Below are 26,963 nucleotides of genomic sequence, written 5' to 3'. Positions count from 1 at the left end.
TTGGTGGAGGTAAACGGGATCGAACCGATGACCTCTTGCATGCCATGCAAGCGCTCTCCCAGCTGAGCTATACCCCCAAACTCTGTTTTCGCAGCACAACTTTTTAATCAGTCGCGCTGTGCAGAGCCTCGAATTATAGACAGGTTTTTAGCGATTTTTCAATCGCGCGAGAACTTTTTCACGTCCCAGCAGTTCCAGCACCGCATCCACCGAGGGCGTATGGGCCGTACCCACGGTCAAGACACGCACCGGCATGGCCAGCGCCGGCATCTTCACGCCCTGGGCCTTGAGCACCTCCTTGATGCAAGCCCCAATCGCGTCCTTGCTCCACTCCACGGCCTCCATGGCTGCAGCAAAAGCTTCCAGCACGGGTGCGGCGGCCTCGGTCACATGCTTGGCATAGTCCTCGGCATTGCGCTCCACTTCGTCCACATAGAAGACCTTGGCCCAGTTGGCCAGGTCGATCAGGGTCTCGCAGCGATCCTTGAACAAGGCCGCAATGCGCACCAGGCGGTCGTCGGCCTCCAGCTTGGCCGCATCGACACCAGCCTTGAGCACAAAAGGCTTGACCATCTGCGCCAGTTGGGCGTCATCCATGGCTTTCAGGTGCTGGGCATTCACCCAGCGCAGCTTGGCCTCGTCGAACTGGCCGGCGCTGCGGCCCAGGTGATCGAGGTTGAACCATTCGAGGAACTGGGCACGGCTGAAGATCTCGTCGTCGCCGTGGCTCCACCCCAGGCGCGCCAGATAGTTGACCATGGCATCGGGCAGATAGCCCTCGTCGCGGTACTGGGTCACTGCCTTGGCGCCGTTGCGCTTGCTCATCTTCTCGCCCTGCTCGTTGAGCACGGTGGGCAGGTGGGCAAACACGGGCACGCTGGCGCCCAGCGCCTCGAAGATGTGGATCTGGCGCGGCGTGTTGTTCACATGGTCATCGCCACGAATCACGTGGGTGATGTTCATGTCCATGTCATCGACGCAGACGCAGAAGTTATAGGTCGGCGTGCCGTCGGGACGTGCGATCACCAGGTCGTCGAGCTCGGTGTTCTGGAACTCGATACGGCCCTTGCACTTGTCTTCCCAGGCCACGACACCGGTTTGCGGAGTCTTGAAGCGCAGCACGGGCTTGACGCCCTCGGGAACCGGCGGCAGCACCTTGCCGGGCTCGGGACGCCAGGTGCCGTCGTAGCGCGGCTTTTCCTTGTTGGCCATCTGCTTTTCGCGCAGCGCGTCCAGCTCTTCCATGCTCATATAGCAGGGATAGACATAGCCTTTTTCCTGCAGCGTGGCCAGCACTTGCTTGTAGCGATCCATGCGCTGCATCTGGTAGAACGGGCCTTCGTCATGGTTCAGCTGCAGCCATTCCATGCCTTCGAGAATCACGTCCACCGAGGCCTGGGTCGAACGCTCGAGATCGGTGTCCTCGATGCGCAGCACGAATTCGCCGCCATTGGCGCGCGCAAAGGCCCAGGGATAAAGGGCCGAGCGGATATTGCCCAGGTGGATGAAGCCCGTGGGAGACGGGGCAAAACGGGTGCGAATTTTGTTTGTCATATCAGAAATCCTTGTACGACATTCACTGCGCCAAGGCTGCAGCGCTTGATGCGCACGCAGTCCCGGTCAGAGATGCCGAGCAAGAGCCGCCTCGCAGCGCAGGCATCGTCCCCCTTGAGGGGGAAGGCGCGAAGCGACTCAGGGGGTGTTTCACAGCGTATCCAGTCCGCGAGAAAGATCGGCCTTGAGATCGTCGAGATGCTCCAGGCCCACGGAAATGCGAATCAGGCCCTGGCCCACGCCCGCGGCCTGTCGCTGGGCTTCGCTCAGGCGGCCGTGCGAGGTACTGGCGGGGTGGGTGATGGTGGTCTTCACATCGCCCAGATTGGCGGTGATGGAGCACAGCCGGGTGCTGTCCACCACATGGAAGGCATGGGCCCGCAGTTGCTCGGCGCCCTCGCCCATCACATCGAAAGCCAGCACGGCGCCGCCCATGCCGTTTTGCTGGCGCATGGCCAGCTCATGCTGGGGATGGCTCTTGAGGCCCGGGTAATACACGCGCGCCACCTTGGGATGGGCTTCCAGCCAAGCCGCCAGCTCCAGCGCCGCCGCGCTTTGCGCCTTGACGCGCAGGGCCAGGGTTTCCAGACCCTTCATCACCGTCCAGGCATTGTACGGAGCGATGTTCAGGCCGCCGCTGCGCAGGAAAGTGCCCATGACCTTGTCCACCAGCGCGATAGAGCCGCAGACGGCGCCGGCCATCACACGGCCCTGGCCGTCCAGGAACTTGGTGCCCGAATGCACCACGATATCGGCACCCAGCTTGGCCGGCTGCTGCAGGACAGGCGTGGCAAAGCTGTTGTCCACGGCCAGCAGCGCGCCGTTGGCATGCGCCACCTCGGCCAGCGCCGCGATGTCGCAGAGATCGGTCAGCGGATTGGTCGGCGTCTCGGCAAACAGCATGCGCGTGTTGGGCTTGACGGCGGCCTTCCAGGCCTCGATATCGGTCTGCGGCACGAAGCTGGTTTCGACGCCGAAGCGCGCCATCTCGGTGCCCAGCAGCTTGATGGTGGAGCCGAACATGGACTGCGAGCAGATCACATGGTCGCCGGTCTTGAGCGCGGTCAGCGCCACCAGCAGAATGGCCGACATGCCCGTGGAAGTGGCCACCGCACATTCCGTACCCTCCATGGCCGCCAGACGACGCTCGAAGCTGGTCACCGTGGGATTGGTGGTGCGGCTATAGGTGTAACCGGGCTCCTCGTTGGCAAAGCGGCGGGCGGCTGTGGCGCAGTCGGGCTGCACAAAGCTGCTGGTCATGTACAGCGCCTCGCAATGCTCGCCCCACTGGCTGCGCTCGACCGCTTCGCGCACGGCCAAAGTTTCAGGATGCAAACCCTCGGGTAATGTCTTGTTGGTCACAATCGTCAAATCCAGATGGTTGGTACTGGTCACAAGCCTCGCCGGCACCTCGTCGGCCCCGGGCGCCCTGGCTTCACCAGCTTGATCGGCAAGCTCGCCGATCTTTGAAAAACCCTGCCCGCACGCCGCCAGTTCAGGAGTCAAACAGCACTCCAGCCCCTGTCCGGCATGCGCAATATGCTCACTTCAAAGGAGCAGACTTCGCGCATGGCCATGCCATTGTCCTCCTGAATGAAAAGGGTTGCCTCAGCAACCCTTTCACACTCAGTCATTCGCTGCGCGAAAACGCCGGCACTCAGCTTTCCTGGGCGTTGGGCAGGGACAGGCGCGATGTGTCTTCGCTCTCCTCTTCGCTGCCACGGTTGCGGCCTTCGTTGAGCGCCGTCACCTCGTCATCGGAAATATCGCCGGTGATGTAGATGCCGTCAAAGCAGGAGGCTTCGAAGCCGCTCACCTGGGGATTGATCTTGCCCACGGCCTGCTTCATGGCTTCCACATCCTGGTAGATCAGCGCGTCGCAGCCGATGACCTGGCGAATTTCCTCGACCGTGCGGCCATGCGCCACCAGCTCGGAGCGCGTGGGCATGTCGATGCCATACACATTGGGGTGGCGCACGGGAGGCGCAGCCGAGGCCAGATACACCTTGTTGGCACCGGCATCGCGCGCCATCTGCACGATTTCCTTGGAGGTGGTGCCGCGCACGATGGAGTCATCGACCAGCAGCACATTGCGGCCCTTGAACTCGCTGCTGATAGCATTGAGTTTCTGGCGCACCGACTTCTTGCGCGCCCCCTGGCCGGGCATGATGAAGGTGCGGCCCACATAGCGGTTTTTCACAAACCCTTCGCGATAGGGCTTGCCCAGCAACTGGGCCAGCTGCATGGCGCTGGGTCGGCTCGATTCGGGGATGGGAATGACCGCATCGATCTCATTGGGGGGCACCATGGAGATCACGCGCTTGGCCAGCGTCTCGCCCATGTTCAGGCGGGCCTGATAGACGGAGATCCCGTCCATGGTGGAGTCGGGGCGTGCCAGATACACATACTCGAACACGCAGGGGTTGAGCTGGGTCTTTTCAGCGCACTGCAGGCTCTCGATGCGGCCATCGTTGTGCACGAAGATCGCCTCGCCGGGAGCAATGTCGCGCTCGAACACATGGGTGGTACCTTCCAGCGCCACGGACTCGCTGGCCAGCATGATGGTGCCGTCATTGCCGCGTCCCATGCACAGCGGACGGATGCCGAAGGGGTCACGGAAGGCCAGCAGGCCATAACCGGCGATCAGCGCAATCACGGCATACGAGCCCTTGATGCGCTTGTGCACCGCACGCACGGCCTTGAAGATTTCCTCGCTCTGGAGCGGCGCACCGCTGGAGGCGCGGCCAATCTCGTGCGCCAGCACGTTGAGCAGAACCTCGGAGTCGCTTTCGGTGTTGGTGTGGCGGTGATCGGTGTCCGCCAGTTCACGGCGCAGCTGCTTGGCATTGGTGAGGTTGCCGTTGTGCACCATGACGATACCGAAGGGCGCATTCACGTAGAAGGGCTGGGCTTCCTCCTCGCTGGAAGCATTGCCCGCCGTGGGATAGCGCACCTGACCCAGGCCCACATTGCCGGGCAGCGCACGCATGTTGCGGGTGCGAAACACGTCCTTCACCATGCCCTTGGCCTTGTGCATGAAGAACTTGCGTTCCTGCTGGGTCACGATGCCGGCTGCATCCTGCCCACGGTGCTGCAGCAGCAGCAAAGCGTCATAAATCAGCTGATTCACGGGTGTGGTGCTCACCACACCAACGATTCCACACATAGTTGCGTTCCATCTGTTCGCGAAAGTTGCCCTTCGCCACACTCGCCTGCTTCGCCACCCATTGGCTAGCCTGCGCTTTGACATCAGGTGCCAGCGCATGACGCCGACACCGAACTCCTGTCACGGCCTGCCGCACTCGCTGCAAACCCCTGCCGCCAGACACCTCCAGCACATGGCGGCAAACCCCGGCACTTCAAGAAGAAGTGCCGGGCAAATACTGTTCCCACTGCGCAGGCAGGGCCGGCAACACCCATGCCAACCCCTGCGACAGCCACGGCGCCAGCGCCGAATCCTGCCACCACAGCGCCGTATGCAGCGGCGTGTAACGGATCACCAGCGCCGACACCAGCAGCAGCAGCGCGCCGCGCAGGACGCCGAACAAGGCGCCCAAAGTGCGGTCCACGGGCCTCAAGCCCACCGCCTCGATCAGCTGCTTGGACAGCCAGGAAACCAGCCCCCAGGCAAACACCGCCCCCACCAGCAGCAACACAAAGCCCGCCGCATAACGCAGCTGCATATCCCAGCCGTCAAGCGGCAACCACTGCGCCATATCCTGGGCCCAGGTACGGGCCACGACAAAAGCCACCACCCACCCCGCCAGGGACAGGATCTCATACACCAGCCCCCGCCAGGCCCCCAGCAACATGGAGCCCAGCAGCACGGCCACAAAAATCCAGTCCAGCGTGGTCATCAACAGTTCTATCGGCGCAATGCTTGGCGAACGCTTTCAGTCGGTCAACCGCCCTAGCCCTTGAACACCGATGCCGGCAGTCCCAGGCTCTTGGCGCGCGCCGCAGCCTTGTCCGCCTCTTCGCGGCTCTTGAACGGCCCCATGCGCACACGCGTGCGGGTGCCGTCCCGAGTATCCACGGTCTGGGTGAAGGCACCGCCGCCAAGCTTGGCCTTGATCTCGTTGGCCTTGCTGACTTCGGCAAAAGCACCGATCTGCACGATAAAACGTTCGTTGCCCGCAGCCGTGTCCTTGGCCGCAGAGGCCTCGGAGCCGCTGCGCCCCTCCAGCAGGGCGCGGGCACGCGAGGCCTCGTCGGCCTTGCCGGCATCCGGCTTGTGCTTGGGTTCCGGCTTGGACTCGGGCTTGGTTTCCGGCTTGTGTTCGGGCTTCTTCACCTCGGCCTTGGGCTTTTCCGGCTTGGGCTCGGGCTTGGCCTCAGGCTTCTTCACCTCGGCCTTGGGCTTTTCCGGCTTGGGCTCGGGTTTGATCTCGGGTTTGGGCTCGGGCTTGACCTGCGCAGCCACGACGGCCGCACCTGCAGCCACCGCCGCCGTGGCGGCCACGGCAGAGCGCGACGGCTGCACCGCGGCAGCAGGCGCCGTGGCGACCGGTGCAGCAGGAGCAAGCACCTCCTCACCGTCGTCGAGCGAAGCATTGGTCGCCACCCGGCCCGCGGGTGCGGCGCTCTGGCTCGCAGCCTGCCCGGCCACCTGGGCGCCCGGCACCACCACGGGAGCGGCGTTGTCGCGGTCCGGAATTTCAATCGGGATATTGACGGGAATCGGGCGCGGCTGGGTATCGAACAGCAGCGGAAAGCCCACCACACCGATCAGTACCAGCACGGCAGCGCCGATCAGGCGGTGCCGGGCGCGGCGGCGCATGGCCTCCACGCTTTCGCCCTGGGCCAGGCGGCTGGGGCGTTTGGCTCCGGCCACGGACTCGGCTTCGTCTTTCTTGCCGGGCCAACGGATATTGAAAAGTGCCATGTAGTGAGGACTTTGTTGCAGCCGGAAGCCAGGGCCAGAGCCCTGACGACCGATCAATGGCTCAATGGGCCAGGTGTTTGGCGCTCAGGCGCGGCGTGCCGTTTTGCAGCACGCCGCCCACCGTGTAGAACGATCCAAAGACCACGATTCTATCAGCCGCCTCGCAAGCCTCCACCGCCGCATCCAGCGCCTGCTGCGGATTGGCAAAGGTCTGCATGCTCACATCTTTGCGGATGCCGGCCTTGGCCTGCAGCTCCAGCAGCTTGGCCTGGAGACCCGCGGCCGAATCCGCACGCGCAGTGGGCAGATCGCAGAAATACCAGCGGTCGATCAGCGGAGCAATCTTGGTGAGCATGGGCTCCCAGTCCTTGTCGGCCATGGCGCCGAACACGGCATGCGTGGTCGGGAAATAGCCCATGGCATCCAGATTCGCCGTCAGGGCCGCCACCGAATGCGGGTTGTGGGCCACGTCCAGCACCAGCGTGGGCTGGCCCGGGATGATCTGAAAACGCCCCGGCAGCTCCACCATGGCCAGGCCGGTGCGCACGGCCTGCGCCGTGACCGGCAGCTGGCTACGGATCGCTTCGAACGCGGCCAGCACCCCCGAGGCATTGACCAGCTGGTTGGCGCCGCGCAGCGCCGGATAGGCCAGTCCCGCGTAGCGGCGGCCGCGGCCGGCCCAGCCCCATTGCTGCTTGTCGCCGTCGTAGTTGAAGTCCTTGCCGAAGCGCCACAGATCGGCACCGATCTCGGCCGCGTGGTCGATCACGCTTTGCGGAGGTACGGGATCACTCACCACCACGGGGCGGCCCGCGCGCATGATGCCTGCCTTCTCGCGGCCTATGCTTTCGCGGTCCGGTCCGAGCAGTTCCATGTGATCAAGATCGATGCTGGTGATGACGGCGCAGTCGGCGTCAATGATATTGGTGGCATCGAGACGTCCGCCCAGACCGACCTCCAGAATCGCCACATCCAGCCTAGACTGGCTCATCAGGCGCAGGATGGCCAGGGTGGTGAACTCGAAATAAGTGAGTGCAACCTCCGCACCGTCCTTGACGCGGGCCTGCTCCACGGCCTCGAAGTGTGGAAGCAGCGCCTCGGCCGCGACGATCTCGCCGCCCACGCGGCAGCGCTCTTCGAAATGCACCAGATGGGGCGAGGTATAGACCCCGGGGCGGTAGCCGGACTGCAGGGCCACGGCCTCCAGCATGGCGCAGGTCGAGCCCTTGCCGTTGGTGCCCGCCACGGTGATGACCGGGCAATCGAATTGCAGGCCCATGCGCTGTGCGACTTCACGCACGCGATCCAGACCCAGGGCGATGTTCTGGGGATGCAGGCGCTCGCAATAGGCAAGCCATGCATCCAAGGTGGGAAATGTGGTGTGCATACTGGGCGCTATTGTCGCCCACTGCCAGAGGCCCTATGGCTGCCGGCACTTGGCAAATGCGTTACACCTGCCTCCAAGCGTTTCACCGGAGCCCGAATCCCATGAGCAAGATCACCACCGTCTACGGCATCCCCAATTGCGACACCGTCAAAAAAGCGCGCCAGTGGCTGGATGAGCAAGGCATCACTTACATTTTTCACGACTTCAAAAAGCAGGGCGTACCCGCCGATCGCCTGCCCGGCTGGATGCAGACCCTGGGCTGGGAGAAGCTGCTCAACCGCCAGGGCACGAGCTGGCGCAAGCTCGACGAAGCCATCAAGGACAGCGCCGTGGATGCGGCCAGCGCCGCAGCCGTGATGCAGGAGCACAGCAGCACCATCAAGCGCCCCGTGGTGGAATGGGCCGACGGCAGGATTACCGTGGGCTTCAAGCTCGACGCCTGGCAGGCGCAGCTGGCCCAATAAGCAACCACCCACATTCACACATTGCTTTACCTAGCTTTACCTTGGCGGGGCGTGGTCTTGACCCAGTCCAAATAAACTTGAGCCAACTCTGATACGTTATGTATGCAGAGACAGGAGAGTGATCTATGAAATCCCTGGCAGTTTTGACCATCGCCGCCGTGGCCGCCACCGGAGCCTTCGCCCAGGAGCGTGGCCGCGTGCTGTCCTCCACCCCCATCACCCAGCAAGTGGCCGTGCCGCAGCAGGTCTGCTCCGACCAGCCCATGGCCGTGGCGCCACGCCCTACGGGAGCAGGTGCCGTGGTCGGCGCCATTGCCGGCGGCCTGATCGGCAGTGCGATCGGCAGTGGCGGCGGCCGGGCGGCAGCCACGGGCGCGGGCCTGGTGGGTGGCGCTCTGCTGGGCAACCAGGTCGAGGCATCGGGCCCGGTCCAGTACCAGAACGTGCGCCAGTGCAACACGCAGACCTTCTACCAGAACCGTACCGTGGGCTACAACGTGACCTATGAGTACAACGGCCGCAACTACACGACACAGACCGCCAACCCGCCCGGCAAGTGGATTGCGCTGAATGTCCAGCCTTCGGCCAATGACAGCGCCTATGGCAGCAACGGCTATTACGACAGCCAGATGCCTCCCCAGGCCGCATACTCGACCAGCTACCCCGCCGAGTACCAGAGCGGCTACTACGCACCGCAGCCCGTGGCCCCGGTTTATTCGGCTGGCACCACCTACTACTCCGGCGCCGACTATGTGGCGCCGCTGCTTCTGGGTGCAGCCATTGGAGCTGGCGCCTACTACGCCACCCGCCCGGGCTACTACCACGGTCACGGCGGCTACTACCGCCCGGGCTGGCGCCGCTAAGCCCCTCACCAGAGCCCCGTCACGGGGCTCTTGTTTTTCCTGCCTTTGCCTGGCAATCGCGCGGGCACAGATCACGTGGCCTAAAATCACCGGTTTGATCTTTGACCACGCTCAGCGTACTTTTCCATGACCACCGAAACCATTGACGGCGTCAGCCTCACCACCAAGGCCAATGTGTACTTTGACGGCAAGTGCGTCAGCCACAGCTTCACCCTGCCCGATGGCACCAAGAAGTCCGTGGGCGTGGTGCTGCCCTCCACCCTGACCTTCGGCACGGCAGCGGCGGAAATCATGGAATGCGTGGGCGGCTCCTGCGAATACAAGCTCGACGGCGAAAGCGAGTGGAAGAAGTCCTCGGCGGGCGAGAGCTTTCAGATTCCGGCGAACTCCAAGTTCGACATCCGCGTGGGCGAGGCCTATCACTACATCTGCCACTACGCTTGAGCGGCGCCTGAACCGGGTCTGACACAGACCGCTGGAATTTCAAGCATTTTTAGCTCAAAGCGCTGATGTATCAAGCGCTTGCAGCTATCACTTTGAAGAGAAATCTCATGGAAACCATTCTGCAACATGTTCCCGTCGGCCAGAAGGTCGGCATCGCCTTCTCCGGCGGCCTGGACACCTCGGCCGCCCTGCGCTGGATGAAGAACAAGGGTGCCCTGCCCTATGCCTACACGGCCAACCTGGGTCAGCCCGATGAAGCCGACTACGACGCCATCCCCCGCAAGGCCATGGAATACGGTGCGGAAAAAGCCCGCCTGATCGACTGCCGCGCCCAGCTGGCCAACGAAGGCATTGCCGCCATCCAGGCCGGCGCCTTCCACATCTCCACCGGCGGCATCACCTACTTCAACACCACTCCCCTGGGCCGTGCCGTGACCGGCACCATGCTGGTGGCCGCCATGAAGGAAGACGACGTCAACATCTGGGGCGACGGCTCGACCTTCAAGGGCAACGACATCGAGCGCTTCTACCGCTACGGCCTGCTCACCAACCCCGCGCTGAAGATCTACAAGCCCTGGCTGGACAGCACCTTCATCGACGAGCTGGGCGGCCGTGCCGAAATGTCGGCCTTCATGACCAAGGAAGGCTTCGGCTACAAGATGTCGGCCGAGAAGGCCTACTCCACCGATTCCAATATGCTGGGCGCCACCCACGAAGCCAAGGACCTGGAGTTCCTGAACTCCGGCATCCGCATCGTGAACCCCATCATGGGCGTGGCTTTCTGGAAGCCCGAGGTCGAAGTCAAGGCCGAGGAAGTCTCGATCAGCTTCGACGAAGGCCGTCCCGTCGCCATCAACGGCAAGGAATACGCCGACGCCGTGGAACTGTTCCTGGAGCTGAACCGCATCGGCGGCCGCCACGGCCTGGGCATGAGCGACCAGATCGAGAACCGCATCATCGAGGCCAAGAGCCGCGGCATCTACGAAGCCCCGGGCATGGCCCTGCTGCATATCGCCTACGAGCGCCTGGTGACCGGCATCCACAACGAGGACACCATCGAGCAGTACCGCATCAACGGCCTGCGCCTGGGCCGCCTGCTGTACCAGGGCCGCTGGTTCGACCCCCAGGCCATCATGCTGCGCGAAACCGCCCAGCGCTGGGTGGCCCGCGCCATCACCGGCACCGTGACGCTGGAACTGCGCCGCGGCAACGATTACTCGATCCTGAACACCGAGTCGCCCAATCTGACCTACGCTCCCGAGCGCCTGTCCATGGAAAAGGTCGAGGACGCGCCTTTCAGCCCCATCGACCGCATCGGCCAGCTGACCATGCGCAACCTGGACCTGATGGACACCCGCGACAAGCTGGCCATCTACTCCAAGGCCGGCCTGCTGAGCGTGAGCAGCGCCAACGCCCTGCCCCAGCTGGGCGGCGACAAGAAGTAAATTCCTGTCAACCTCTGCACCCCGGGCAGAGACTTCTGCGAAAAAGCCGCTGCCTGTCAGCGGCTTTTTTCATTGCCCCCCAAGACACTCCTCCAGGAGAGGCAGCAATCACATCCCGAATGAACGTGCTGAGGCGTCATTTTTCACGCCCGCCTGGCACTGCACTCCTCTGGGTATTCGATAGCGCCAGAGCGCCACAAAAGCGGCATTCGAGGCAAGGCGGCTGCCTAGAATGCCACCACAAGCTGGCACATCCTGCGGGACTCTCTCATCACACCAAGGACGGGTATGGCAAAGAAAACATGGGCTAGCGCGCCTTTCGCAATCCTCGCGGCCTGCGGCATGGCGACGGCTTCCTCCCAGGCAGCAGACCTCAAGGTGGCCATCGACCCCACCTATGAACCCTTTACCTACAAGACCGCCGACGGCAAGCCCACGGGCTTCGATGTGGACATTGCTAACGCCATCTGCACCGAGATCAAGCGCAAATGCGTGTTTGTCGAGCAGGTCTGGGACAGCATGATTGCCGGCCTGCAAGCCAGGAAATACGATGTGGTCATCAGCTCGCTGTCCATGACCGAAGAGCGCAAGCGCGTCATCGACTTCTCGGACCGCTACTACAAGACACCCAGCGCCATCGTGGTGAAAAAAGGCACGCCTTACACCGGCCCAGCCTCGCTCAAAGGCAAGCACATTGGTGTTCTCAAGGGCAGCACCCAGGAAAAATGGGCCATGGGAGAGCTCAAACCTGCAGGCGTGACTCTCGTGCCCTATGAAGCCCAGGACCAGGTGTATCTGGACATCAAGTCGGGCCGCCTTGACGGCACGGTGGCCGACAAGGTGGAAGTGCATGGCGGCTTTCTGCGCAAGCCCGAGGGCAAGGACTACGGCTATGCGGGACCCGACCAGTATGAGACCAAGTACTACGGCGACGGCATAGGCATCGGCATGCGCAAGGGTCAGAAAGAGCTCAAGGACCAGATCAATGCAGCCATCAAGACCATTCGCAGCAATGGCACATACAACGACATTGCCAAGAAGTACTTTGACTTTGACCCCTATGGCAATTAATTTTCCGCGCTGCGGCCAGAAACGGCGAGAATGTCGGGTTCACCGCCCTGCAGCAACCACGTGACCTACAACGTGGCGTGCGCATCTTTGCGCCAGCTGGGCTGGTTTTTTCGCATATACCGTATCCAAGACAAGGAATCACCATGCGCGCATCGCTGATGGCTATGGCCCTCGCAACCCTGGCCGGCTCCACCCTAGCCGCCGACCTGCGGGTGGGCACCAACCCGGCCTACGAGCCCTTCGAGTACAAAACCGCTTCGGGCGAGATCGTCGGCTTCGACATCGACATCGCCAATGCGCTGTGCGAGCAGCTCAAGCGCAAGTGCGTGTTCGTCGAGTCCGAGTTCGACAGTGTCATCCCCGGCCTGCAGGCCCGCAAGTTCGACGTGATCGTCAGCTCCATTTCGATCACGCCCGAACGCCAGCGCGTGGTGGACTTCACCAAGCGCTACTACAAGACACCCAGCGCCATCGTGGTCAAGAAAACCGTCAAGTACGACGGTCCGGCCTCGCTCAAGGGCATGAAGATCGGCGTACTCAAGGGCAGCACCCAGGAAAAATGGGCCATGGGCGAACTCAAGCCCGCTGGCGTGAACGTGGTGTCCTACCAGTCGCAGAACCAGGTCTATCTGGACCTGGATGCTGGCCGCCTGGACGGCACCGTGGCTGACAAGGTCGAAGTGAACGGTGGCTTCCTGCGCAAGCCCGAGGGCAAGAACTACGGCTATGCAGGCCCCGACCAGTACGACGTGAAGTACTACGGCGAAGGCATCGGCATTGCCATGCGCAAGGGCCAGAAGGAACTCAAGCAGCAGCTCGACGAAGCGATCGACACGATCCGCAAGAACGGCACCTACGCCAAGATCGCCAAGAAGTACTTCGACTTCGACCCCTACGGCCAATAAAGCCACATTGCACGCCATGCGCTATGCATCCTGCGGGATGCCTATCGCATGGCGTGCAAGCTGCATGACATGAGCGGATACTATTACTCGATCCTCCAGGGAGCGCTGCTCACGGTTGCCGTGTCGCTGGCCTCGCTGCTGGTGGCCACGCTGATCGGGCTTGCGGGCGCGGCAGCCAAACTCTCGGGGCGGCGCTTGCTGGCTTGGCCGGCCACCGTCTATACCACCGTGGTGCGCGGCATCCCCGAACTGCTGATGATGCTGCTGATCTTCTACGGCGGCGCCATCGGACTCAACAGCCTGCTCGAAGCCCTGGGCAGCGACCAAGGCGTGGACCTGAACCCCTTTGCCGCCGGCGTGTTGACCATTGGCTTCATCTACGGCGCCTATATGACCGAAACCTTCCGCGGTGCCATTCTTGCCATCCCCAAAGGCCAGATGGAAGCAGCCTGGGCCTTCGGCATGAGCCCGATGCGCACCTTTGTGCGCATCACGCTGCCGCAGATGGTGCGCTATGCCCTGCCCAGCTTCACCAACAACTGGCTGGTGCTGATCAAGGCCACGGCGCTGGTCAGCCTGATCGGCCTGCATGACATGACCTATCTGGCCAAGCAGGCCAGCGCCTCCGTGCGCGAGCCATTCGCCTTCTTCCTGTTCACGGCAGCCCTCTACCTGATCTTCACCGCCGTATCGCTACAGCTGCTCAAGCGCCTGTCTGCGCGCTACAGCCTGGGAACGGACAAGGTGCAGCTATGAACTGGAGCGTCATCTTCGAACCCGCCACCCTGGCGCTATACGCAGAAGGCCTGGTCGTCACGCTGCAGCTGACGCTGATCAGCCTGGCCGTGGGTGCCGTGCTGGCGCTGCTGTTCGCGCTGGCCCTGGTCAGCCGCTCGGCCCTGGTGCGCGTCCCCGTCAGTGCATTCACCTATTTCATGCGCGGCACGCCGCTGCTGATCCAAGTCTATCTGATCTACTACGGCTTCGCCCAGCTCGAATGGGTGCAGGAGCGCTGGGACACCGTCTGGCCCTGGACACATTTCAAGGAGCCATTCTTCTGCGCTCTGCTGTCCTTCAGCCTGAACACCGCGGCCTACACCGCCGAGATGCTGGCCGGCGCCATTCGCGAAACCAACAAGGGCGAGGTCGAGGCCGCACGCGCCATGGGCATGAGCGACTGGCAGCTGATGCGCCGCATCGTGCTGCCCAGCGCCATCCGCCGCATGCTGCCCGCCTACGGCAACGAGGTGGTGATGATGCTGCACAGCTCCAGCCTGGCCAGCACCGTGCCGGCGCTGCTTGATCTGACCGGCGCCGCCAGCCGCGTGTATTCCGATTTCTACCTGCCGTTCGAGGCCTACCTCTTCGCGGCCGCCATCTACCTGTGCATCACCTTCAGCCTGCTCGGTGCCAACCGCCTGCTGGAGCGCCGCTACCTGGGTTATCTGGCACCGCGCAAGGCATGAGCATGACAAGCAACACCCCTTACAAACTCCAGGCTCTGGACATCCACAAGCGCTATGGGCAGAACCAAGTGCTCAAGGGCGTTTCGCTCAACGCCCGCGCCGGCGATGTGATCAGCATCATCGGCAGCTCGGGCTCAGGCAAGAGCACCTTCCTGCGCTGCATCAACCTGCTGGAGCAACCCCAGCAGGGTCGCATCATCGTGGCGGACGAAGAGCTGCAATTGCGCCCCGGCCGCGACGGTGCGCTGGCCGCGGCCGACCAGCGCCAGCTGCAGCGCCTGCGCTCACGACTGGCCATGGTGTTCCAGCACTTCAACCTCTGGGCACACATGACGGTGCTGCAGAACATCATCGAAGTACCGGTCCATGTGCTGGGCCTGTCACGCGACGAAGCCGTGGCCCGCGCGCGCAAATACCTGCAACTGGTGGGACTGGAGGGGCGCGAGGACGCCTACCCCAGCCACATGAGCGGCGGCCAGCAGCAACGCGTGGCCATTGCGCGCGCACTGGCCGTGGAGCCCGAGGTCATGCTGTTCGACGAGCCCACCTCAGCCCTGGATCCGGAGCTGGTCGGCGAAGTGCTGCGCGTGATGCAGGTATTGGCCCAGCAGGGTCGCACCATGCTGGTGGTGACACACGAAATGGGCTTTGCCCGTGAAGTGTCCAATCATGTGATCTTCCTGCACCAGGGCCTGATCGAGGAGCAAGGCCATCCGCGCGAGGTGCTGAGCAATCCGCGCAGCGAACGGCTGGCCAGATTCCTCTCCGGCAACCTGAAATAGAGCGCCATGCAAAAAAGCCGCTGTCCCCAGCGGCTTTGATGTTTTTTGACCTCTGGCGCTTACCCACAAGCGCCAGCAGCTATCAAACTTCAGTCACTCAACGTTGGTGAAGCTGCTGCTCCAGCTGACCCACATAGGCCGCCGTGCTGTTGTCCGACTCCTGGGCGCGGCTGACCAGATGGGCTTCCAGCGCATCCAGGCGCTCGATCAGCTCCTGCTTGTCTCTCGCGTGCATGGCCTCCAGCACACCGCGCAGCTCCGTGAAGCGCGAGGCTTCGGCCTTGTCGGCCAGGTCACGCTGGGCCTGCATTTCCTTGTTGTGGCGGCGGGCCTCCATCAGCACCGAGCCCTGCATCCACAACACATAGGCGATGAAGAAGACGCTGAGCAGCACGGTCAGCGCCAGCATCAGCACGCCCAGCGGCGCCTGGATTTCGGTCACGCCGAACGAGACGGCGGTCGGCGTGGCCAGCGCGGTCCAATTGAAGGCAGCCAGCACGGCGATCAAGGCCACGATGATGGCAATGGATAAAGTGCGGAAATTCATCTTGTTCTCCTTAGCTCCGGGACTGCCTGTTTTTAACCCAAGTTGGGCCGCCGCCCGATATGCCGGCGCCAAAAATGCCAAAGCCGCTGCAGGCAGCGGCTTTGGCGTCATGGGAGTGTCAGATCAGTGGATCTTGGCCAATTGCTCCAGGATGCAAGGGTTCTGGTGAGCACATCACATTGCTGCGCAACATGAGTGCTCCCCGAATCCAGCCAGGACTACGCCCCCGCACCTTACGGTGTGCCCTGAATCAATTGGTCTTTGCCAACTGTTCCAGAATTGCGGGGTTTTCCAGAGTGCTGGTGTCCTGGGTGATGGCCTCGCCCTTGGCGATGGAACGCAGCAGGCGGCGCATGATCTTGCCGCTGCGGGTCTTGGGCAGGTTTTCGCCGAAGCGTATGTCCTTGGGCTTGGCAATGGGGCCGATTTCCTTGGCCACCCAGTTGCGCAGCTCGTTGGCCAGCTGCTTGGCTTCCTCGCCATGGGGCACGGGGCGCTTGAGCACCACGAAGGCGCAGATGGCTTCGCCCGTCAGATCGTCGGGGCGACCCACCACCGCGGCCTCGGCCACCAGATCGGTCTTGGCCACCAGGGCCGATTCGATTTCCATGGTGCCCATGCGGTGGCCCGAGACATTGAGCACGTCGTCGATGCGGCCCGTGATGCGGAAGTAGCCGCGGTCCTCGCTGCGCACGGCGCCGTCGCCGGCCAGGTAGTAGCCCTTGAGCTCCTCGGGGAAGTAGCTCTTCTTGAAGCGCTCGGGGTCGCCCCAGATGTTGCGGATCATGGAAGGCCAGGGCTTTTTCACCACCAGGATGCCGCCCGCTCCATGAGCCATGTCGTTGCCCGACTCGTCCACGATCGCCGCCGCAATGCCCGGCAGCGGCAGCGTGCACGAACCCGGCACCAGCGGCGTGGCACCCGGCAGCGGGGTGATCATATGGCCGCCGTTTTCGGTCTGCCAGAAGGTGTCCACGATGGGGCAGCGCTCGCCACCCACATGCTTGTGGTACCACATCCAGGCCTCGGGGTTGATGGGCTCGCCCACCGAGCCCAGCAGACGCAGGCTGGACAGATTCCAGTTCTTGGGGTGGACGCTGGGGTCCGAGTCCGCGGCCTTGATCAGCGAGCGGATGGCCGTGGGCGCGGTATAGAACACGGTGCAGCCGTGGCGCTCGACCATCTGCCAGAAGCGGCCCGCATTGGGGAAGGTGGGCACGCCCTCGAACACGATCTGCGTGGCGCCAGCGGCCAGCGGGCCGTAGGCCACATAGGTGTGGCCCGTGATCCAGCCGATGTCGGCCGTGCACCAGAACACATCGCTGTCGCGCATGTCGAAGGTCCACTCCACGGTCTGCTTGGCCCACAGCACATAGCCGCCCGTGGCATGCTGCACGCCCTTGGGCTTGCCCGTGGAGCCGCTGGTGTAGAGGATGAACAGCGGGTGTTCGGCATTCACCGCCACGGGCGCGCATTCGGTGGACTGGCCAGCCAGTGCGTCGCTGAACGTGATGTCGCGGCCCGCCACCATATTGCAGGCCGTGGCCGTGCGCTCGTACACCAGCACGGTCTTGACCGCATCGCAGGCGCCCAGCGCGATCGCGTCGTCGACGATGGCCTTGAGCGGCAGCTCCTTGCCGCCGCGCATCTGGTAGTTGGCCGTAATCACCACGCTGGCGCCCACGTCCACGATGCGCTCCTGCACCGCCTTGGCCGAGAAGCCGCCGAACACCACGGAATGCGTGGCGCCTATGCGCGCGCAGGCCTGCATGGCCACCACGCCCTCGATGGTCATGGGCATGTAGATCAGCACGCGGTCGCCCTTTTGCACGCCGCGGGCCTTGAGCGCGTTGGCGAACTGGCTCACGCGGGCCAGCAGTTCCTTGTAGCTGATCTTGGTGACCTCGCCGCCATCGGCTTCGAAGATGATGGCGGTCTTGTTCTCGACCGGCGTGCCCATGTGCTTGTCCAGGCAGTTGGCGCTGGCATTGAGCTCGCCGTCGGCAAACCACTTGAAGAACGGCGGGTTGCTCTGGTCCAGCACCTGGGTGAAGGGCTTGGACCACACCACGTTCTCGCGGGCCAGCCGGGCCCAGTAGCCTTCGTAATCACGCTCGGCCTCGTCGCACAGGGCCTGGTATTGCGCCATGCCCGAGACACGGGCCTTGGCCGCAAAGTCGGCCGGCGGCGGGAACACACGGTTCTCCACCAGGACGGATTCGATAGGTGATGTCGCTGCGTTCATCTTTGTTGTCTCCTGAAGCTTGGCAATGAAATTATTGTGGGCGTACTGTCGGGGCTCGGTCTTACACGCCACTGACTGAAATTGGCAACCAGTTTTCCGCTTCCGTCAAGCCGGCAATCAGCTCCGATTTTTGCAGCACAAAGCGCATGTTCAGCGTTGATTTCCTTGCACTTTGGCAAAAACACCCCGGAACAAACCCTTAGAATCGCGCACCTGCCTCCCATGGGGCCCGCAGCCAAAGCCGCGGGGTCGCGTCGGTGCAGCTACTACGGGGCGCACCCACAGCAAAACCAGTCATCACAAGTGGCGGCGCCCCGATCTCTCCTCCATTTCACTCCCACAACCGACCGGCGCAGCCAGGCTCGACTGGCGGCGGCCGGCCCCAGCACACACATCATGAGCCGCATCCACTCCGACGAAGCAGGCACCTCCTCCGGCAAGACAAGCCACCCGGGCTATCAGGCCTCCGCAGCCCTGCGTCCCCTGCCCTCCCTCATCTTTGCCAGCCGCTGGCTGCAGCTGCCACTGTACCTGGGGCTGATCGCCGCCCAGGGCGTCTATGTCTGGCACTTTCTGGTGGAGCTGTGGCATCTCGTGGAAGCCGTCTTCGGCAACCAGGAAGCCCTGCAGGCCCTGGTCACCAATATCGGCTACAAGAGCGATGTGCCGCTGCAGCATCTGAACGAGACCGTGATCATGCTGGTGGTACTGGCGCTGATCGACGTGGTCATGATCTCCAATCTGCTGATCATGGTCATCGTGGGCGGCTACGAAACCTTCGTCAGCCGCCTGGGCCTGGAATCCCACCCCGACCAGCCCGAGTGGCTCAGCCATGTGAACGCCTCGGTGCTCAAGGTCAAGCTGGCGCTGTCCATCATCGGCATCAGCTCCATCCACCTGCTCAAGAGCTTTATCAACGCGGGCAGCTACGAGGTCCATGTGCTGATGTGGCAGACCATCATCCACGTGGTCTTCCTGCTCAGCGCGCTGGCCATTGCCTTGACGGACAAGCTCACCAGCAGCGCCCACCAGCACTGAGCCTCCTGCCACTGAAAAGCCCCGCATGGTTGTCCATGGCGGGGCTTTTTCATGCCCGAAAGACACAGGAATCCCCGAAAAAGCTGACAACTGCCAAAAACCAGAGCCCTATCAGCGCGAAATTACCGCATAGAAGGCGCTTGCAGCTATCTTTTTTGATTTTTCAGCCGCCTCAGACGGCGGCTTTCAGGCCTTGAGACCGGCGTTTGCTTACAGCCTTTTTTGACGCATAAAACTCGATTTGATATATTAAAAAGTCATTTACAACCTGCGATGCAGGTAATCGCCGTATTTTCGCAATGCGGCCGATCCACTTCCCGGCGGATCGTTGCGCCCAGATTCAAGCGTTTGCCGCTGACCTGGCGCAGCCCCGTCAACCGGGCCGAAACACGGCCCTGATGCAAAGGCTCTCTCCGGCCCACCGTGCCGGGAGCCGTCCCACGGAGAGCGGCGTGCCTGTAGGTACCCAGCCGTTTCAAGCCTCTCCATGCTTTGCGGCTCTTGCGCACACCCGCCTGTGCCATCCGGGCTCAACCTCAGGTGCCGTCACGGCGCCAACTGCATTGCGCAGCCCGTCCCCAAGGCCGGGCTGGGCTGCGGCATCAGGGCTCATTTTGGCTTGAGCGCCAGCGCCTGCCGGCATTGCCGGTCATGGGCGCTGGACTGTGTTCCATCTCATCCAAAGGAGAACGCCACAGTGGCCAAGCAAATCGCTATCGATCATGTCTTCAAGGTCTTCGGCAATGATCCGGAAACCGCACTCAGCCTGGTACAGCAGGGCCTGGACAAGCAGGAAATCCTCGCCCGCACCGGTCAATCCATAGGCGTGTTCGACGCCGACTTCACCATCGAAGCCGGTGAAATCTTCGTCGTCATGGGCCTCTCGGGCTCGGGCAAGTCCACGCTGGTGCGCATGCTCAACCGCCTGATCGAGCCCACCAGCGGCCGCATCCTGGTCGACGGCCAGGACATCAATGTCCTCAGCGACAAGGAGCTGCGCGCGCTGCGCCGCAAGGACATCTCCATGGTGTTCCAGTCCTTTGCCCTCATGCCCCACCTCACGGTGCTGGACAACACGGCCTTCGGCCTGGAGCTGGCCGGCGTGGACCGCAGCACGCGCCAGCAGCAGGCCCGGGAGGCGCTGGAGCTGGTGGGCCTGGGCGCCTGGGGCGCGAGCTACCCCGACGAGCTCTCGGGCGGCATGCAGCAGCGCGTGGGCCTGGCCCGCGCCCTGGCGTCCGATCCGTCCATCCTGCTGATGGACGAGGCCTTCTCGGCGCTGGACCCCATCATCCGCACCGAGATGCAGTCCGAGCTGCTGCGTCTGCAGGAGATCAAGCGCCGCACCATTGTCTTCATCTCCCACGATCTGGACGAGGCCATGCGCATCGGCGACCGCATCGCCATCATGAAGGACGGTGTGGTGCAGCAGGTGGGCACGCCCGACGAGATCCTGCGCAACCCCGCCAATGCCTATGTGCGCACCTTCATCCAGGGCGTGGATGCGGCCGCCGTGTTCAAGGCCGCCGATATCGCACGCCAGGCGCTGACCGTGATTTCCGAACACAGCGACCGCGGCTGCCGCGCCGCGCTGCGCCTGCTGGAAGACTCGGACCGCGACCACGCCTATGTGCTCAATGCACGCAAGCGCTTTCTGGGCGTGGTTTCGTCGCAGTCGCTGCGCGACGCGCTGCGCGGCCACCAGGGGCCGCTGGGCCTGCAGCACGCCTTCATTCCCGGGGTCCAGCCCATCGCCAGCCACACGCCGGTGGCCGAGCTCTTCGGCGCCGTGGCCGCACCGGCCTTCCCCCTGCCCGTGGTGGACGAGGGCGGCAAATACCTGGGCGTGATCAGCCGCACCACCATGCTCAAGTTCCTGGACCGCGAAACCCCGCCCGTGCCGCCGCCCCAAAAGGAAATTCCACCCGTCAAGCTGGACCCGAACTTTCCTCCGGCCCAGCAGCCACAGACCGTCCCCGCCGCCCACAGCGCAGCCCAGTAAGGAGGGAAAGATTTGAACGACAACGCACTGAACACCTCGGCGGAAAACGCCAGCACCGCTTTCAACGACCCATGGGCGGCAGCCTCCGCACCGGCCGGCACCGTGGACCCGAGCCACGGCACGGCCGACGTCGATCCCTGGGCCGCCTCCTATGCACAGCCCGATGCGGCCGGTGGCAGCGACTGGCTCAACGCGCCCGCTCCCGGCGATGTGCGCGCAGATGACGGCGGCATCGCCCAGCTCTGGCACCAGATCACCACGGACGGCCTGCCCGTGCAGGACTCCATCAACCACGGACTGAGCTGGGTCGTCGATCACTGCCGCCCCTTCTTCCAGACCGTGCGCACCCCCATCGACGCCACGCTCAACGGCATGACCGACGTGCTGCAGACGATTCCCATGCCCGCGCTGGTACTGCTGATCGCCCTGCTGGCCTGGCAGTTTGCGGGCCGCAAGCTGGCCATAGGCTCGGCCGTCGCCCTGCTGGTCGTGGGCCTGCTGGGCATCTGGTCCGAAGCCATGGTCACCCTGGCCCTGGTGCTGACCTCGCTGCTGTTCTGCGTGGTCATAGGCCTGCCCGTGGGCATAGTGCTGGCCAGCAGCGACCGCGCCCAGCGCTGGACCCGGCCGCTGCTGGACGCCATGCAGACCACGCCGGCCTTTGTCTATCTGGTGCCCGTGGTCATGCTGTTCGGCATCGGCAATGTGCCCGGCGTGATCGTGACCATAGTCTTCGCACTGCCGCCGCTGATCCGCCTGACCAACCTGGGCATACGCCAGGTGCGCCCCGATCTGATCGAGGCCAGCCGCGCCTACGGCGCGTCGCCGGCCCAGCTGCTGTGGAAGGTGCAGCTGCCGCTGGCCATGCCCTCCATCATGGCCGGCATCAACCAGGCGCTGATGCTGTCGCTGTCCATGGTGGTGATCGCTTCCATGATCGCAGTGGGCGGCCTGGGCCAGATGGTATTGCGCGGCATAGGCCGCCTGGACATGGGGCTGGCCACCGTGGGCGGCCTGGGCATCGTGCTGCTGGCCATCGTGCTGGACCGCATCACCCAGGCCATGGGCGAGCCCAGCCGCGGCGGCTCCCGCTGGTGGGCCACGGGCCCTGCCGGGCTTATCCTGCGCCTGCTGAGCCCCCAGCGTCCCGCCCCTGCCCAGCAGCAGGAATCCGCCAAGCCCGCGACGGCCTGAACCCAGAAAAAGGAGAAATCATGAATACCCATACCCTGCACGCCCCCAGCATCCGCCGCAGCCTGGGCCGCTGGATTTTTGCCAGCGCCGCCGCAGCCTCCATGGCCCTGTCCATGGCCGGCACCAGCGCTTTTGCGGCCGAGACCGGCGGCGATCTGCCCGCGAACCTGCCAGGCAAAGGGGTGAAAGTCCAGCCACTCAAGAGCTCGATCGCCGAAGAGACCTTCCAGACCCTGCTGGTGATGAAGGCCCTGCAAAAGCTGGGCTACGAGGTCCAGCCCATCAAGGAGGTCGAGTACCCGACGGCCCATATCGCGCTGGCCAACGGCGACGCCACCTTCATGGCCGACCATTGGAATCCGCTGCATGCCGACTACTACAGGAACGCGGGCGGCGACGCCAAGCTCTACCGCAAAGGCCTGTTCTCGGCCAATGCGGCCCAGGGCTATCTGATCGACAAGAAGACCGCCGAGGCGTACCACATCACCAATCTGGGCCAGCTCAAGGACCCCGAAATCGCCAGGCTGTTCGACGCCGACGGCGATGGCAGGGCCGACCTCACCGGCTGCACGCCGGGCTGGGGCTGCGAGGCCATGATCGAGCACCAGCTCACGGCCTACAAGCTGCGCGACACGGTCACGCACAAGCAGGGCACCTACTCGGCACTGATGGCCGACACCATCACGCGCTACAAGGCCGGCAAGCCCGTCCTCTACTACACCTGGACGCCTTACTGGGTCAGCAATGTGCTCAAGCCCGGCCGGGACGTGGTCTGGCTGCAGGTGCCGTTCTCGGCCCTGCCCGGCGAGCAGGCCGGCACGGACACCAAGCTGCCCAACGGCAAGAACTACGGCTTCATCGCCAACAGCCAGCAGATCGTGGCCAACAGGGACTGGGCCGAGAAGAACCCGGCTGCAGCCAAGCTGTTTGAAGTCATGGAGCTGCACGTGGCCGACATCAATGCCCAGAACTACATGATGAGCCAGGGCCAGAACAAGGCCGCCGATATCGAGCGCCATACCGAGGGCTGGATCAAGGCCCACCAGCAGACCTTTGACGGCTGGATAGAACAGGCCATGGCCGCGGCCCGCCGCTCCTGATCCCCGGCCCACGGCGCAGCGCGACAAGCGGGCGCCGTTTTTTATGGGGCCAAGAAGCGCAAGAACGGCATCAAACCTATGACCGGCAAGCGCTTCCAGCTATCAAAACGTTAATCCGCGCCCGCCATCCGAGCTGGATCAGGGCCAGGCACAGTCCGTCTTGCTGGACAGGGCCACAAAGCGCTCCACACGCAGGGCCAGCATCTTGCGCCCCTGCCGCGCCAGCACCGGGTCCGCCACGGGGCGCTCCTGCACCCGGCCCACGACCTCGGCCAGCATGGTCGCGGAAACGTGGCTGCGGGTATTCAGATAGGCCTGCTCCAGCAACACGCTGTCGCCTTCCGCGAGCACCGGAATGATCTGGCCCGAGGTGCACTCCTGAAAGCGCCCGGTCTCGCCCTCCAGGCTGTACAGGCCCTGCCAGCGGCTGCTTTCCTGGCTGGGCTGCAGGCCTGCGCGCACCGACGCCCGGGGCGTCTTGGACTCCGCCGGCGCCTTGCCGCCCAGGCTGGACCAGGTCTTGTTCCAGGTCTGGGAAACCGTGTCCGTCAGCGTCGAGCAGCCCGCCAGGCCAGCCACCATCATCGCGCCGGCCGCCAGCCGCCACAGCTTGTTCTGCATGAGTACCTCTGAATTGTCAAAACAGCGCGCACGTTAACAGAGAGCCGCGGCGCCCCATCCCGGGCCGCAGCCAAATGCGACAAAATGTTGCATACATAATTGCCACCTCTGTTCCATCACTGCAGCCATGAGCCAACAACACGCCCCCATCATTCACGGCACCGAAGATGTGCTGATCGCCCTGTGCAATTCCGTCTCGCGTGTGCTGCAGGTCGCCACCCAGTGCCCCATCCAGTATTCGGGCATGGTGCAACGCATCACCAAGACCAGCCTCAAACCCGATATCGGCTGCTTTGTGCTGATCGACGGCGGTTTCTCCGCGCTGATCATCATCAATTTCTCGGCCGAAGCGGCCATGGAGCTCTATCGCAGCTACCTGCTCTCCATGGGCATGGCGGAGAGCGAGCTGGCCAATGCCTATACCTCGGACGAGGTCAGCAACGTCATGGGCGAGCTCATGAACCAGGTGGTGGGCGACTTCACCAGCAAGGTGCAGCGCGAGCTGCAGACCCATATTCTGCAAAGCCAGCCCAAGATGATCCGCCTGAACAAGCAGGTCAATCTCAGCGTGGACGCCAATCTCGACACTCCCGAGGCACGCCGCGTGACCTTCTATACCGGCAACAACAACATCTTCTATCTGGAGATGGCCGTGGACCACACGGAGTTCATCAAGATCAAGGACTTCGAGCCTCAGGAAAAGCCCGACCCCGATCTGGTCATGGCCCAGGCCCGTGCCGCGCACACGGCAGCCGTACCGGTGGCCACCACGGCCAGCGCCGACACCGACGACCTGCTCAAGTCCCTGGGACTGTAATACGGCGCCGGCCGGGCCCGCGGCGGGACCGGGCCTTGAGTGCCCGAGGACTGGCCGCGCCGCTTCGTACACCGATTTACACGCCAGGTTGCGGCCGCACGGCGTCGGCCATGCAGGGCTGCATCGGGCGCGACAAGCCCGCCATCTCAGGGCAGGCCCGGGTGCCGGGGCTGCGAACGGGCCACGCAAAAAGCCTGCTGCTGCAGGCCGGTACTGCTGCATGTGGCTAAAAAGCTCCTGAACAAGCTGCCGCCACCACGGGCCGATCCACAGGCCTTTGGACGAGGTGCGCGCCGGAACCGGCGGCCATACCTTGGTCGCCAGCGCATATAAGCGGGATTTGCAATAATTTGAATACCAACTATTTGAATTCCTGAATCCCATGCCTCATCCCAGCTCTCAGCCCGATCGCCAGCGCCAGCTCATGTTCGCCATGGCCCAGGTCAACAAGCAATGGCGGCGCACGCTGGACCGAGCTCTGGCCCCCTTGGGACTCACGCAGGCCCTGTGGCTGCCGCTATTGCATCTGGAGCGCGGCCAGGGTGCCATGCGGCAAAAAGACCTGGCCTGTTCGCTGGCGCTGGACAGCTCCTCGGTCGTGCGCCTGATCGACGGGCTGCAGGCCCAGGGCTGGGTGGAACGACTAGACGACGCGGACCGCCGCGTCAAGCGCATACGGCTCACGGCCGCCGGCCTGCTTCAGGTGGAGGCGGTCAAGCAAGTGGTGGCCGGCGTACGCAGCGAGGTCATGCAGGACTTCCCGGCCGAGCTGCTGGACCCGGTCCAGGCCGCGCTGTCCGCCATGCTGGACAGAATGGCCGCGCTGGAGGCCGCCGACGACGCGGCCCAGCCCGACAGCTGACGCTACGCCTCCCCGTCCCCGGCCCTTCTGTTTTCCTTGGGCGCCCGCCCTGCACCTCGCGTCTTCTGTCTCATGCCAAGCCTCACCGTCCCCGCACGCAAAGCCCCTCTGTGGTTGCTGGTCCTGGTCACCGTCGTCGGCACCCTGGCCATGCATATGTTCATCCCCGCCCTGCCCGATGCCGGCCGGCACTTCGGCGCCAGCAGCGCCCAGATGCAGCAGACCATCACCGTCTACATCATGGGTCTGGCGCTGGGCCAGCTGATCTACGGCCCCATGTCGGATGCGCTGGGGCGCCGCCCCATGCTGCTGACGGGGCTGAGCCTGTACACCGTCGCCAGCCTGGCCGCATTCCTGGCTACGTCGGCGCCCATGCTGATAGGCGCACGCCTGCTGCAGGCTCTGGGCGGCTGTGCGGGCCTGGCCCTGGGCCGCGCGATTGCACGCGACACGGCCACGCCCGAGACCGCCGTCGGCAGCCTGGCCCTGCTCAATCTCATGATGATGATAGGCCCGGGCGTCGCGCCCTCCATAGGCTCCGGCCTGGATGCAGCCCTGGGCTGGCGCGCCATTTTCGCGACGCTGTCCCTCATGGGCCTGGTCACTGCCGTCTGCGTATGGCGCCTGCTGCCCGAGACCGGCCGCCCCACGGGACGGCTGAACTGGCGCACCGTGCGCGATGACTACCGCACCCTGCTCGGCTCCCCGCAGTTTCTGGGCTTTGCCATCGGCGGCGGCGGCGCCACCACCTCCGTGTATGCGTTCATCGCTGCGGCCCCGTTCATCTTCATCGAGCAGCTGCACACCAGCAAGGCCCAGGTCGGCATCTTTCTGGGCCTGCTGATGGCCGGCATGGCCGTGGGCAACGCCCTGGCGCGCCAGCTCATCAAGCGCTGGCCGCTGGAGCGGCTGATGCTGGGCGGCAATCTGCTGAGCCTGGCCTGCGCGGCCGCGCTGCTGGCGATCACGCTGGCACACCGGCTCGATGTGGTTTCCGGCGTGGCTTTGATGGTGCTGTTCACGCTGGGCGCGGGCATGACCAGCCCCGCGGCTCTGGCCAAGGCTCTGGGCGTGCACAGCGATCTGACCGGTTCGGCCGCCGGGGTCTATGGCTTCACCCAGATGGCCGTGGGCGGTCTGTGCACGCTGGGTGCCAGCCTGGGCAACAATCCCGCACTGTCCGCCTTCACGGTGCTGACGCTGGCCTGCATCGTGGGGCAGCTCGGCTTTCGCAGCGCCCTGCGCGTAAAGGCGGCTTAACAAAACCGGAA

Annotated in this window: 25 protein-coding genes and 1 tRNA gene; 16 read left to right on the top strand and 10 right to left on the bottom strand. The window is 63.9% G+C overall.

Annotation, left to right across the window (positions count from 1 at the left end; translation table 11 throughout):
- Position 1: 1 nt before the first annotated feature.
- The 7 genes from AB6724_RS16370 to folC form a co-directional block, all read right to left on the bottom strand.
- Positions 2–77 (bottom strand) — tRNA-Ala (locus AB6724_RS16370).
- Between the two features lie 70 nt (positions 78–147).
- Positions 148–1,554, bottom strand: a complete 1,407-nt coding sequence (gene gltX / locus AB6724_RS16365) for a glutamate--tRNA ligase (RefSeq protein ID WP_369339589.1) — start codon at positions 1,552–1,554, stop codon at positions 148–150.
- Positions 1,555–1,704: 150 nt separating this feature from the next.
- Positions 1,705–2,916, bottom strand: a complete 1,212-nt coding sequence (locus tag AB6724_RS16360; RefSeq protein ID WP_369339592.1) for an O-succinylhomoserine sulfhydrylase — start codon at positions 2,914–2,916, stop codon at positions 1,705–1,707.
- A gap of 295 nt (positions 2,917–3,211) precedes the next feature.
- Complete coding sequence (gene purF, locus AB6724_RS16355) at positions 3,212–4,720, bottom strand: amidophosphoribosyltransferase (protein WP_369339588.1); 1,509 nt, start codon at positions 4,718–4,720, stop codon at positions 3,212–3,214.
- Positions 4,721–4,913: 193 nt separating this feature from the next.
- Entirely contained in the window at positions 4,914–5,411 is a 498-nt protein-coding gene (locus tag AB6724_RS16350) for a CvpA family protein (RefSeq protein ID WP_369339587.1), read from the bottom strand.
- 53 nt (positions 5,412–5,464) lie between these two features.
- Entirely contained in the window at positions 5,465–6,439 is a 975-nt protein-coding gene (locus AB6724_RS16345; protein ID WP_369339586.1) for an SPOR domain-containing protein, read from the bottom strand.
- 61 nt (positions 6,440–6,500) lie between these two features.
- Positions 6,501–7,826 carry a bifunctional tetrahydrofolate synthase/dihydrofolate synthase gene (folC, locus tag AB6724_RS16340; protein ID WP_369339585.1) on the bottom strand — a complete coding sequence of 442 codons (1,326 nt, stop codon included), beginning with the start codon at positions 7,824–7,826 and terminating at the stop codon, positions 6,501–6,503.
- 101 nt (positions 7,827–7,927) lie between these two features.
- On the opposite strand from folC, the gene AB6724_RS16335 reads away from it, so the two are divergent.
- The 9 genes from AB6724_RS16335 to AB6724_RS16295 all read left to right on the top strand — a co-directional run bounded on the left by AB6724_RS16335 (position 7,928) and on the right by AB6724_RS16295 (position 15,266).
- Positions 7,928–8,290, top strand: coding sequence for an ArsC family reductase (locus tag AB6724_RS16335; RefSeq protein ID WP_369339584.1), 363 nt, complete (start codon positions 7,928–7,930; stop codon positions 8,288–8,290).
- Between the two features lie 125 nt (positions 8,291–8,415).
- Positions 8,416–9,153, top strand: a complete 738-nt coding sequence (locus AB6724_RS16330; RefSeq protein WP_369339583.1) for a glycine zipper 2TM domain-containing protein — start codon at positions 8,416–8,418, stop codon at positions 9,151–9,153.
- A gap of 126 nt (positions 9,154–9,279) precedes the next feature.
- Positions 9,280–9,597 (top strand): pyrimidine/purine nucleoside phosphorylase, encoded by a 318-nt coding sequence (gene ppnP, locus AB6724_RS16325; protein ID WP_369339582.1) that lies wholly within the window; start codon positions 9,280–9,282, stop codon positions 9,595–9,597.
- A 107-nt stretch (positions 9,598–9,704) separates the two neighbouring features.
- Positions 9,705–11,042 carry an argininosuccinate synthase gene (gene argG, locus AB6724_RS16320; RefSeq protein ID WP_369339581.1) on the top strand — a complete coding sequence of 446 codons (1,338 nt, stop codon included), beginning with the start codon at positions 9,705–9,707 and terminating at the stop codon, positions 11,040–11,042.
- Between the two features lie 288 nt (positions 11,043–11,330).
- Complete coding sequence (locus AB6724_RS16315; RefSeq protein WP_369339580.1) at positions 11,331–12,113, top strand: transporter substrate-binding domain-containing protein; 783 nt, start codon at positions 11,331–11,333, stop codon at positions 12,111–12,113.
- Between the two features lie 143 nt (positions 12,114–12,256).
- On the top strand, positions 12,257–13,018 hold the full coding sequence (locus AB6724_RS16310; protein ID WP_369339579.1) for a lysine/arginine/ornithine ABC transporter substrate-binding protein: 762 nt from the start codon (positions 12,257–12,259) through the stop codon (positions 13,016–13,018).
- A 69-nt stretch (positions 13,019–13,087) separates the two neighbouring features.
- Positions 13,088–13,774: an ABC transporter permease gene (locus AB6724_RS16305; protein ID WP_369339578.1), complete on the top strand. Its 687-nt coding sequence runs from the start codon at positions 13,088–13,090 to the stop codon at positions 13,772–13,774.
- Positions 13,771–14,484, top strand: coding sequence for an ABC transporter permease (locus tag AB6724_RS16300; RefSeq protein ID WP_369339577.1), 714 nt, complete (start codon positions 13,771–13,773; stop codon positions 14,482–14,484). The genes AB6724_RS16305 and AB6724_RS16300 overlap by 4 nt, the downstream gene beginning before the upstream one ends.
- 2 nt (positions 14,485–14,486) lie before the next feature.
- Positions 14,487–15,266, top strand: coding sequence for an ABC transporter ATP-binding protein (locus AB6724_RS16295; RefSeq protein ID WP_369339576.1), 780 nt, complete (start codon positions 14,487–14,489; stop codon positions 15,264–15,266).
- A 97-nt stretch (positions 15,267–15,363) separates the two neighbouring features.
- Here the strand turns inward: AB6724_RS16295 and AB6724_RS16290 are convergent, their stop codons facing one another.
- Positions 15,364–15,813, bottom strand: a complete 450-nt coding sequence (locus AB6724_RS16290) for a LapA family protein (RefSeq protein WP_369339575.1) — start codon at positions 15,811–15,813, stop codon at positions 15,364–15,366.
- Between the two features lie 250 nt (positions 15,814–16,063).
- Positions 16,064–18,058: an acetate--CoA ligase gene (gene acs / locus AB6724_RS16285; RefSeq protein ID WP_369339574.1), complete on the bottom strand. Its 1,995-nt coding sequence runs from the start codon at positions 18,056–18,058 to the stop codon at positions 16,064–16,066.
- Between the two features lie 396 nt (positions 18,059–18,454).
- Here acs and AB6724_RS16280 point away from each other — a divergent pair, with 396 nt between their 5' ends.
- From AB6724_RS16280 to proX, 4 genes are all read left to right on the top strand, one after another.
- Entirely contained in the window at positions 18,455–19,096 is a 642-nt protein-coding gene (locus AB6724_RS16280) for a TIGR00645 family protein (protein ID WP_369339573.1), read from the top strand.
- A 697-nt stretch (positions 19,097–19,793) separates the two neighbouring features.
- On the top strand, positions 19,794–21,098 hold the full coding sequence (gene proV, locus AB6724_RS16275) for a glycine betaine/L-proline ABC transporter ATP-binding protein ProV (protein WP_369339572.1): 1,305 nt from the start codon (positions 19,794–19,796) through the stop codon (positions 21,096–21,098).
- Between the two features lie 12 nt (positions 21,099–21,110).
- Positions 21,111–22,292: a glycine betaine/L-proline ABC transporter permease ProW gene (gene proW / locus AB6724_RS16270; RefSeq protein ID WP_369339571.1), complete on the top strand. Its 1,182-nt coding sequence runs from the start codon at positions 21,111–21,113 to the stop codon at positions 22,290–22,292.
- Positions 22,293–22,312: 20 nt separating this feature from the next.
- Positions 22,313–23,392, top strand: a complete 1,080-nt coding sequence (gene proX / locus AB6724_RS16265) for a glycine betaine/L-proline ABC transporter substrate-binding protein ProX (protein WP_369339570.1) — start codon at positions 22,313–22,315, stop codon at positions 23,390–23,392.
- Between the two features lie 138 nt (positions 23,393–23,530).
- Here proX and AB6724_RS16260 read toward each other — a convergent pair whose 3' ends face one another.
- Positions 23,531–24,013 carry a hypothetical protein gene (locus AB6724_RS16260; protein WP_369339569.1) on the bottom strand — a complete coding sequence of 161 codons (483 nt, stop codon included), beginning with the start codon at positions 24,011–24,013 and terminating at the stop codon, positions 23,531–23,533.
- A 127-nt stretch (positions 24,014–24,140) separates the two neighbouring features.
- On the opposite strand from AB6724_RS16260, the gene AB6724_RS16255 reads away from it, so the two are divergent.
- The 3 genes from AB6724_RS16255 to AB6724_RS16245 all read left to right on the top strand — a co-directional run bounded on the left by AB6724_RS16255 (position 24,141) and on the right by AB6724_RS16245 (position 26,952).
- Positions 24,141–24,830 carry a DUF3334 family protein gene (locus AB6724_RS16255; RefSeq protein ID WP_369339568.1) on the top strand — a complete coding sequence of 230 codons (690 nt, stop codon included), beginning with the start codon at positions 24,141–24,143 and terminating at the stop codon, positions 24,828–24,830.
- 382 nt (positions 24,831–25,212) lie between these two features.
- Complete coding sequence (locus AB6724_RS16250; protein WP_369339567.1) at positions 25,213–25,692, top strand: MarR family winged helix-turn-helix transcriptional regulator; 480 nt, start codon at positions 25,213–25,215, stop codon at positions 25,690–25,692.
- Positions 25,693–25,764: 72 nt separating this feature from the next.
- A complete protein-coding gene (locus AB6724_RS16245; protein WP_369339566.1) occupies positions 25,765–26,952 on the top strand; it encodes a multidrug effflux MFS transporter in 1,188 nt (395 codons plus the stop codon).
- The last annotated feature ends 11 nt before the right edge of the window (positions 26,953–26,963 follow it).

It is taken from the genome of Comamonas guangdongensis (genome assembly GCF_041079535.1).
Lineage (GTDB): Bacteria > Pseudomonadota > Gammaproteobacteria > Burkholderiales > Burkholderiaceae_C > Comamonas > Comamonas guangdongensis.
The sequence above is the reverse complement of the archived record's forward strand: the minus strand, read 5'-3'. Positions and strand labels throughout refer to the sequence as shown.

Bases quoted from the DNA above. Each gene is read 5' to 3' on its own strand.
- gltX (WP_369339589.1), bottom strand. From the start codon at position 1,554: ATGACAAACAAAATTCGCACCCGTTTTGCCCCGTCTCCCACGGGCTTC.
- purF (WP_369339588.1), bottom strand. From the start codon at position 4,720: ATGTGTGGAATCGTTGGTGTGGTGAGCACCACACCCGTGAATCAGCTG.
- AB6724_RS16350 (WP_369339587.1), bottom strand. From the start codon at position 5,411: ATGACCACGCTGGACTGGATTTTTGTGGCCGTGCTGCTGGGCTCCATG.
- AB6724_RS16345 (WP_369339586.1), bottom strand. From the start codon at position 6,439: ATGGCACTTTTCAATATCCGTTGGCCCGGCAAGAAAGACGAAGCCGAG.
- folC (WP_369339585.1), bottom strand. From the start codon at position 7,826: ATGCACACCACATTTCCCACCTTGGATGCATGGCTTGCCTATTGCGAG.
- AB6724_RS16335 (WP_369339584.1), top strand. From the start codon at position 7,928: ATGAGCAAGATCACCACCGTCTACGGCATCCCCAATTGCGACACCGTC.
- AB6724_RS16330 (WP_369339583.1), top strand. From the start codon at position 8,416: ATGAAATCCCTGGCAGTTTTGACCATCGCCGCCGTGGCCGCCACCGGA.
- ppnP (WP_369339582.1), top strand. From the start codon at position 9,280: ATGACCACCGAAACCATTGACGGCGTCAGCCTCACCACCAAGGCCAAT.
- argG (WP_369339581.1), top strand. From the start codon at position 9,705: ATGGAAACCATTCTGCAACATGTTCCCGTCGGCCAGAAGGTCGGCATC.
- AB6724_RS16315 (WP_369339580.1), top strand. From the start codon at position 11,331: ATGGCAAAGAAAACATGGGCTAGCGCGCCTTTCGCAATCCTCGCGGCC.
- AB6724_RS16310 (WP_369339579.1), top strand. From the start codon at position 12,257: ATGCGCGCATCGCTGATGGCTATGGCCCTCGCAACCCTGGCCGGCTCC.
- AB6724_RS16305 (WP_369339578.1), top strand. From the start codon at position 13,088: ATGAGCGGATACTATTACTCGATCCTCCAGGGAGCGCTGCTCACGGTT.
- AB6724_RS16300 (WP_369339577.1), top strand. From the start codon at position 13,771: ATGAACTGGAGCGTCATCTTCGAACCCGCCACCCTGGCGCTATACGCA.
- AB6724_RS16295 (WP_369339576.1), top strand. From the start codon at position 14,487: ATGACAAGCAACACCCCTTACAAACTCCAGGCTCTGGACATCCACAAG.
- AB6724_RS16290 (WP_369339575.1), bottom strand. From the start codon at position 15,813: ATGAATTTCCGCACTTTATCCATTGCCATCATCGTGGCCTTGATCGCC.
- acs (WP_369339574.1), bottom strand. From the start codon at position 18,058: ATGAACGCAGCGACATCACCTATCGAATCCGTCCTGGTGGAGAACCGT.
- AB6724_RS16280 (WP_369339573.1), top strand. From the start codon at position 18,455: ATGAGCCGCATCCACTCCGACGAAGCAGGCACCTCCTCCGGCAAGACA.
- proX (WP_369339570.1), top strand. From the start codon at position 22,313: ATGAATACCCATACCCTGCACGCCCCCAGCATCCGCCGCAGCCTGGGC.
- AB6724_RS16260 (WP_369339569.1), bottom strand. From the start codon at position 24,013: ATGCAGAACAAGCTGTGGCGGCTGGCGGCCGGCGCGATGATGGTGGCT.
- AB6724_RS16255 (WP_369339568.1), top strand. From the start codon at position 24,141: ATGAGCCAACAACACGCCCCCATCATTCACGGCACCGAAGATGTGCTG.
- AB6724_RS16250 (WP_369339567.1), top strand. From the start codon at position 25,213: ATGCCTCATCCCAGCTCTCAGCCCGATCGCCAGCGCCAGCTCATGTTC.
- AB6724_RS16245 (WP_369339566.1), top strand. From the start codon at position 25,765: ATGCCAAGCCTCACCGTCCCCGCACGCAAAGCCCCTCTGTGGTTGCTG.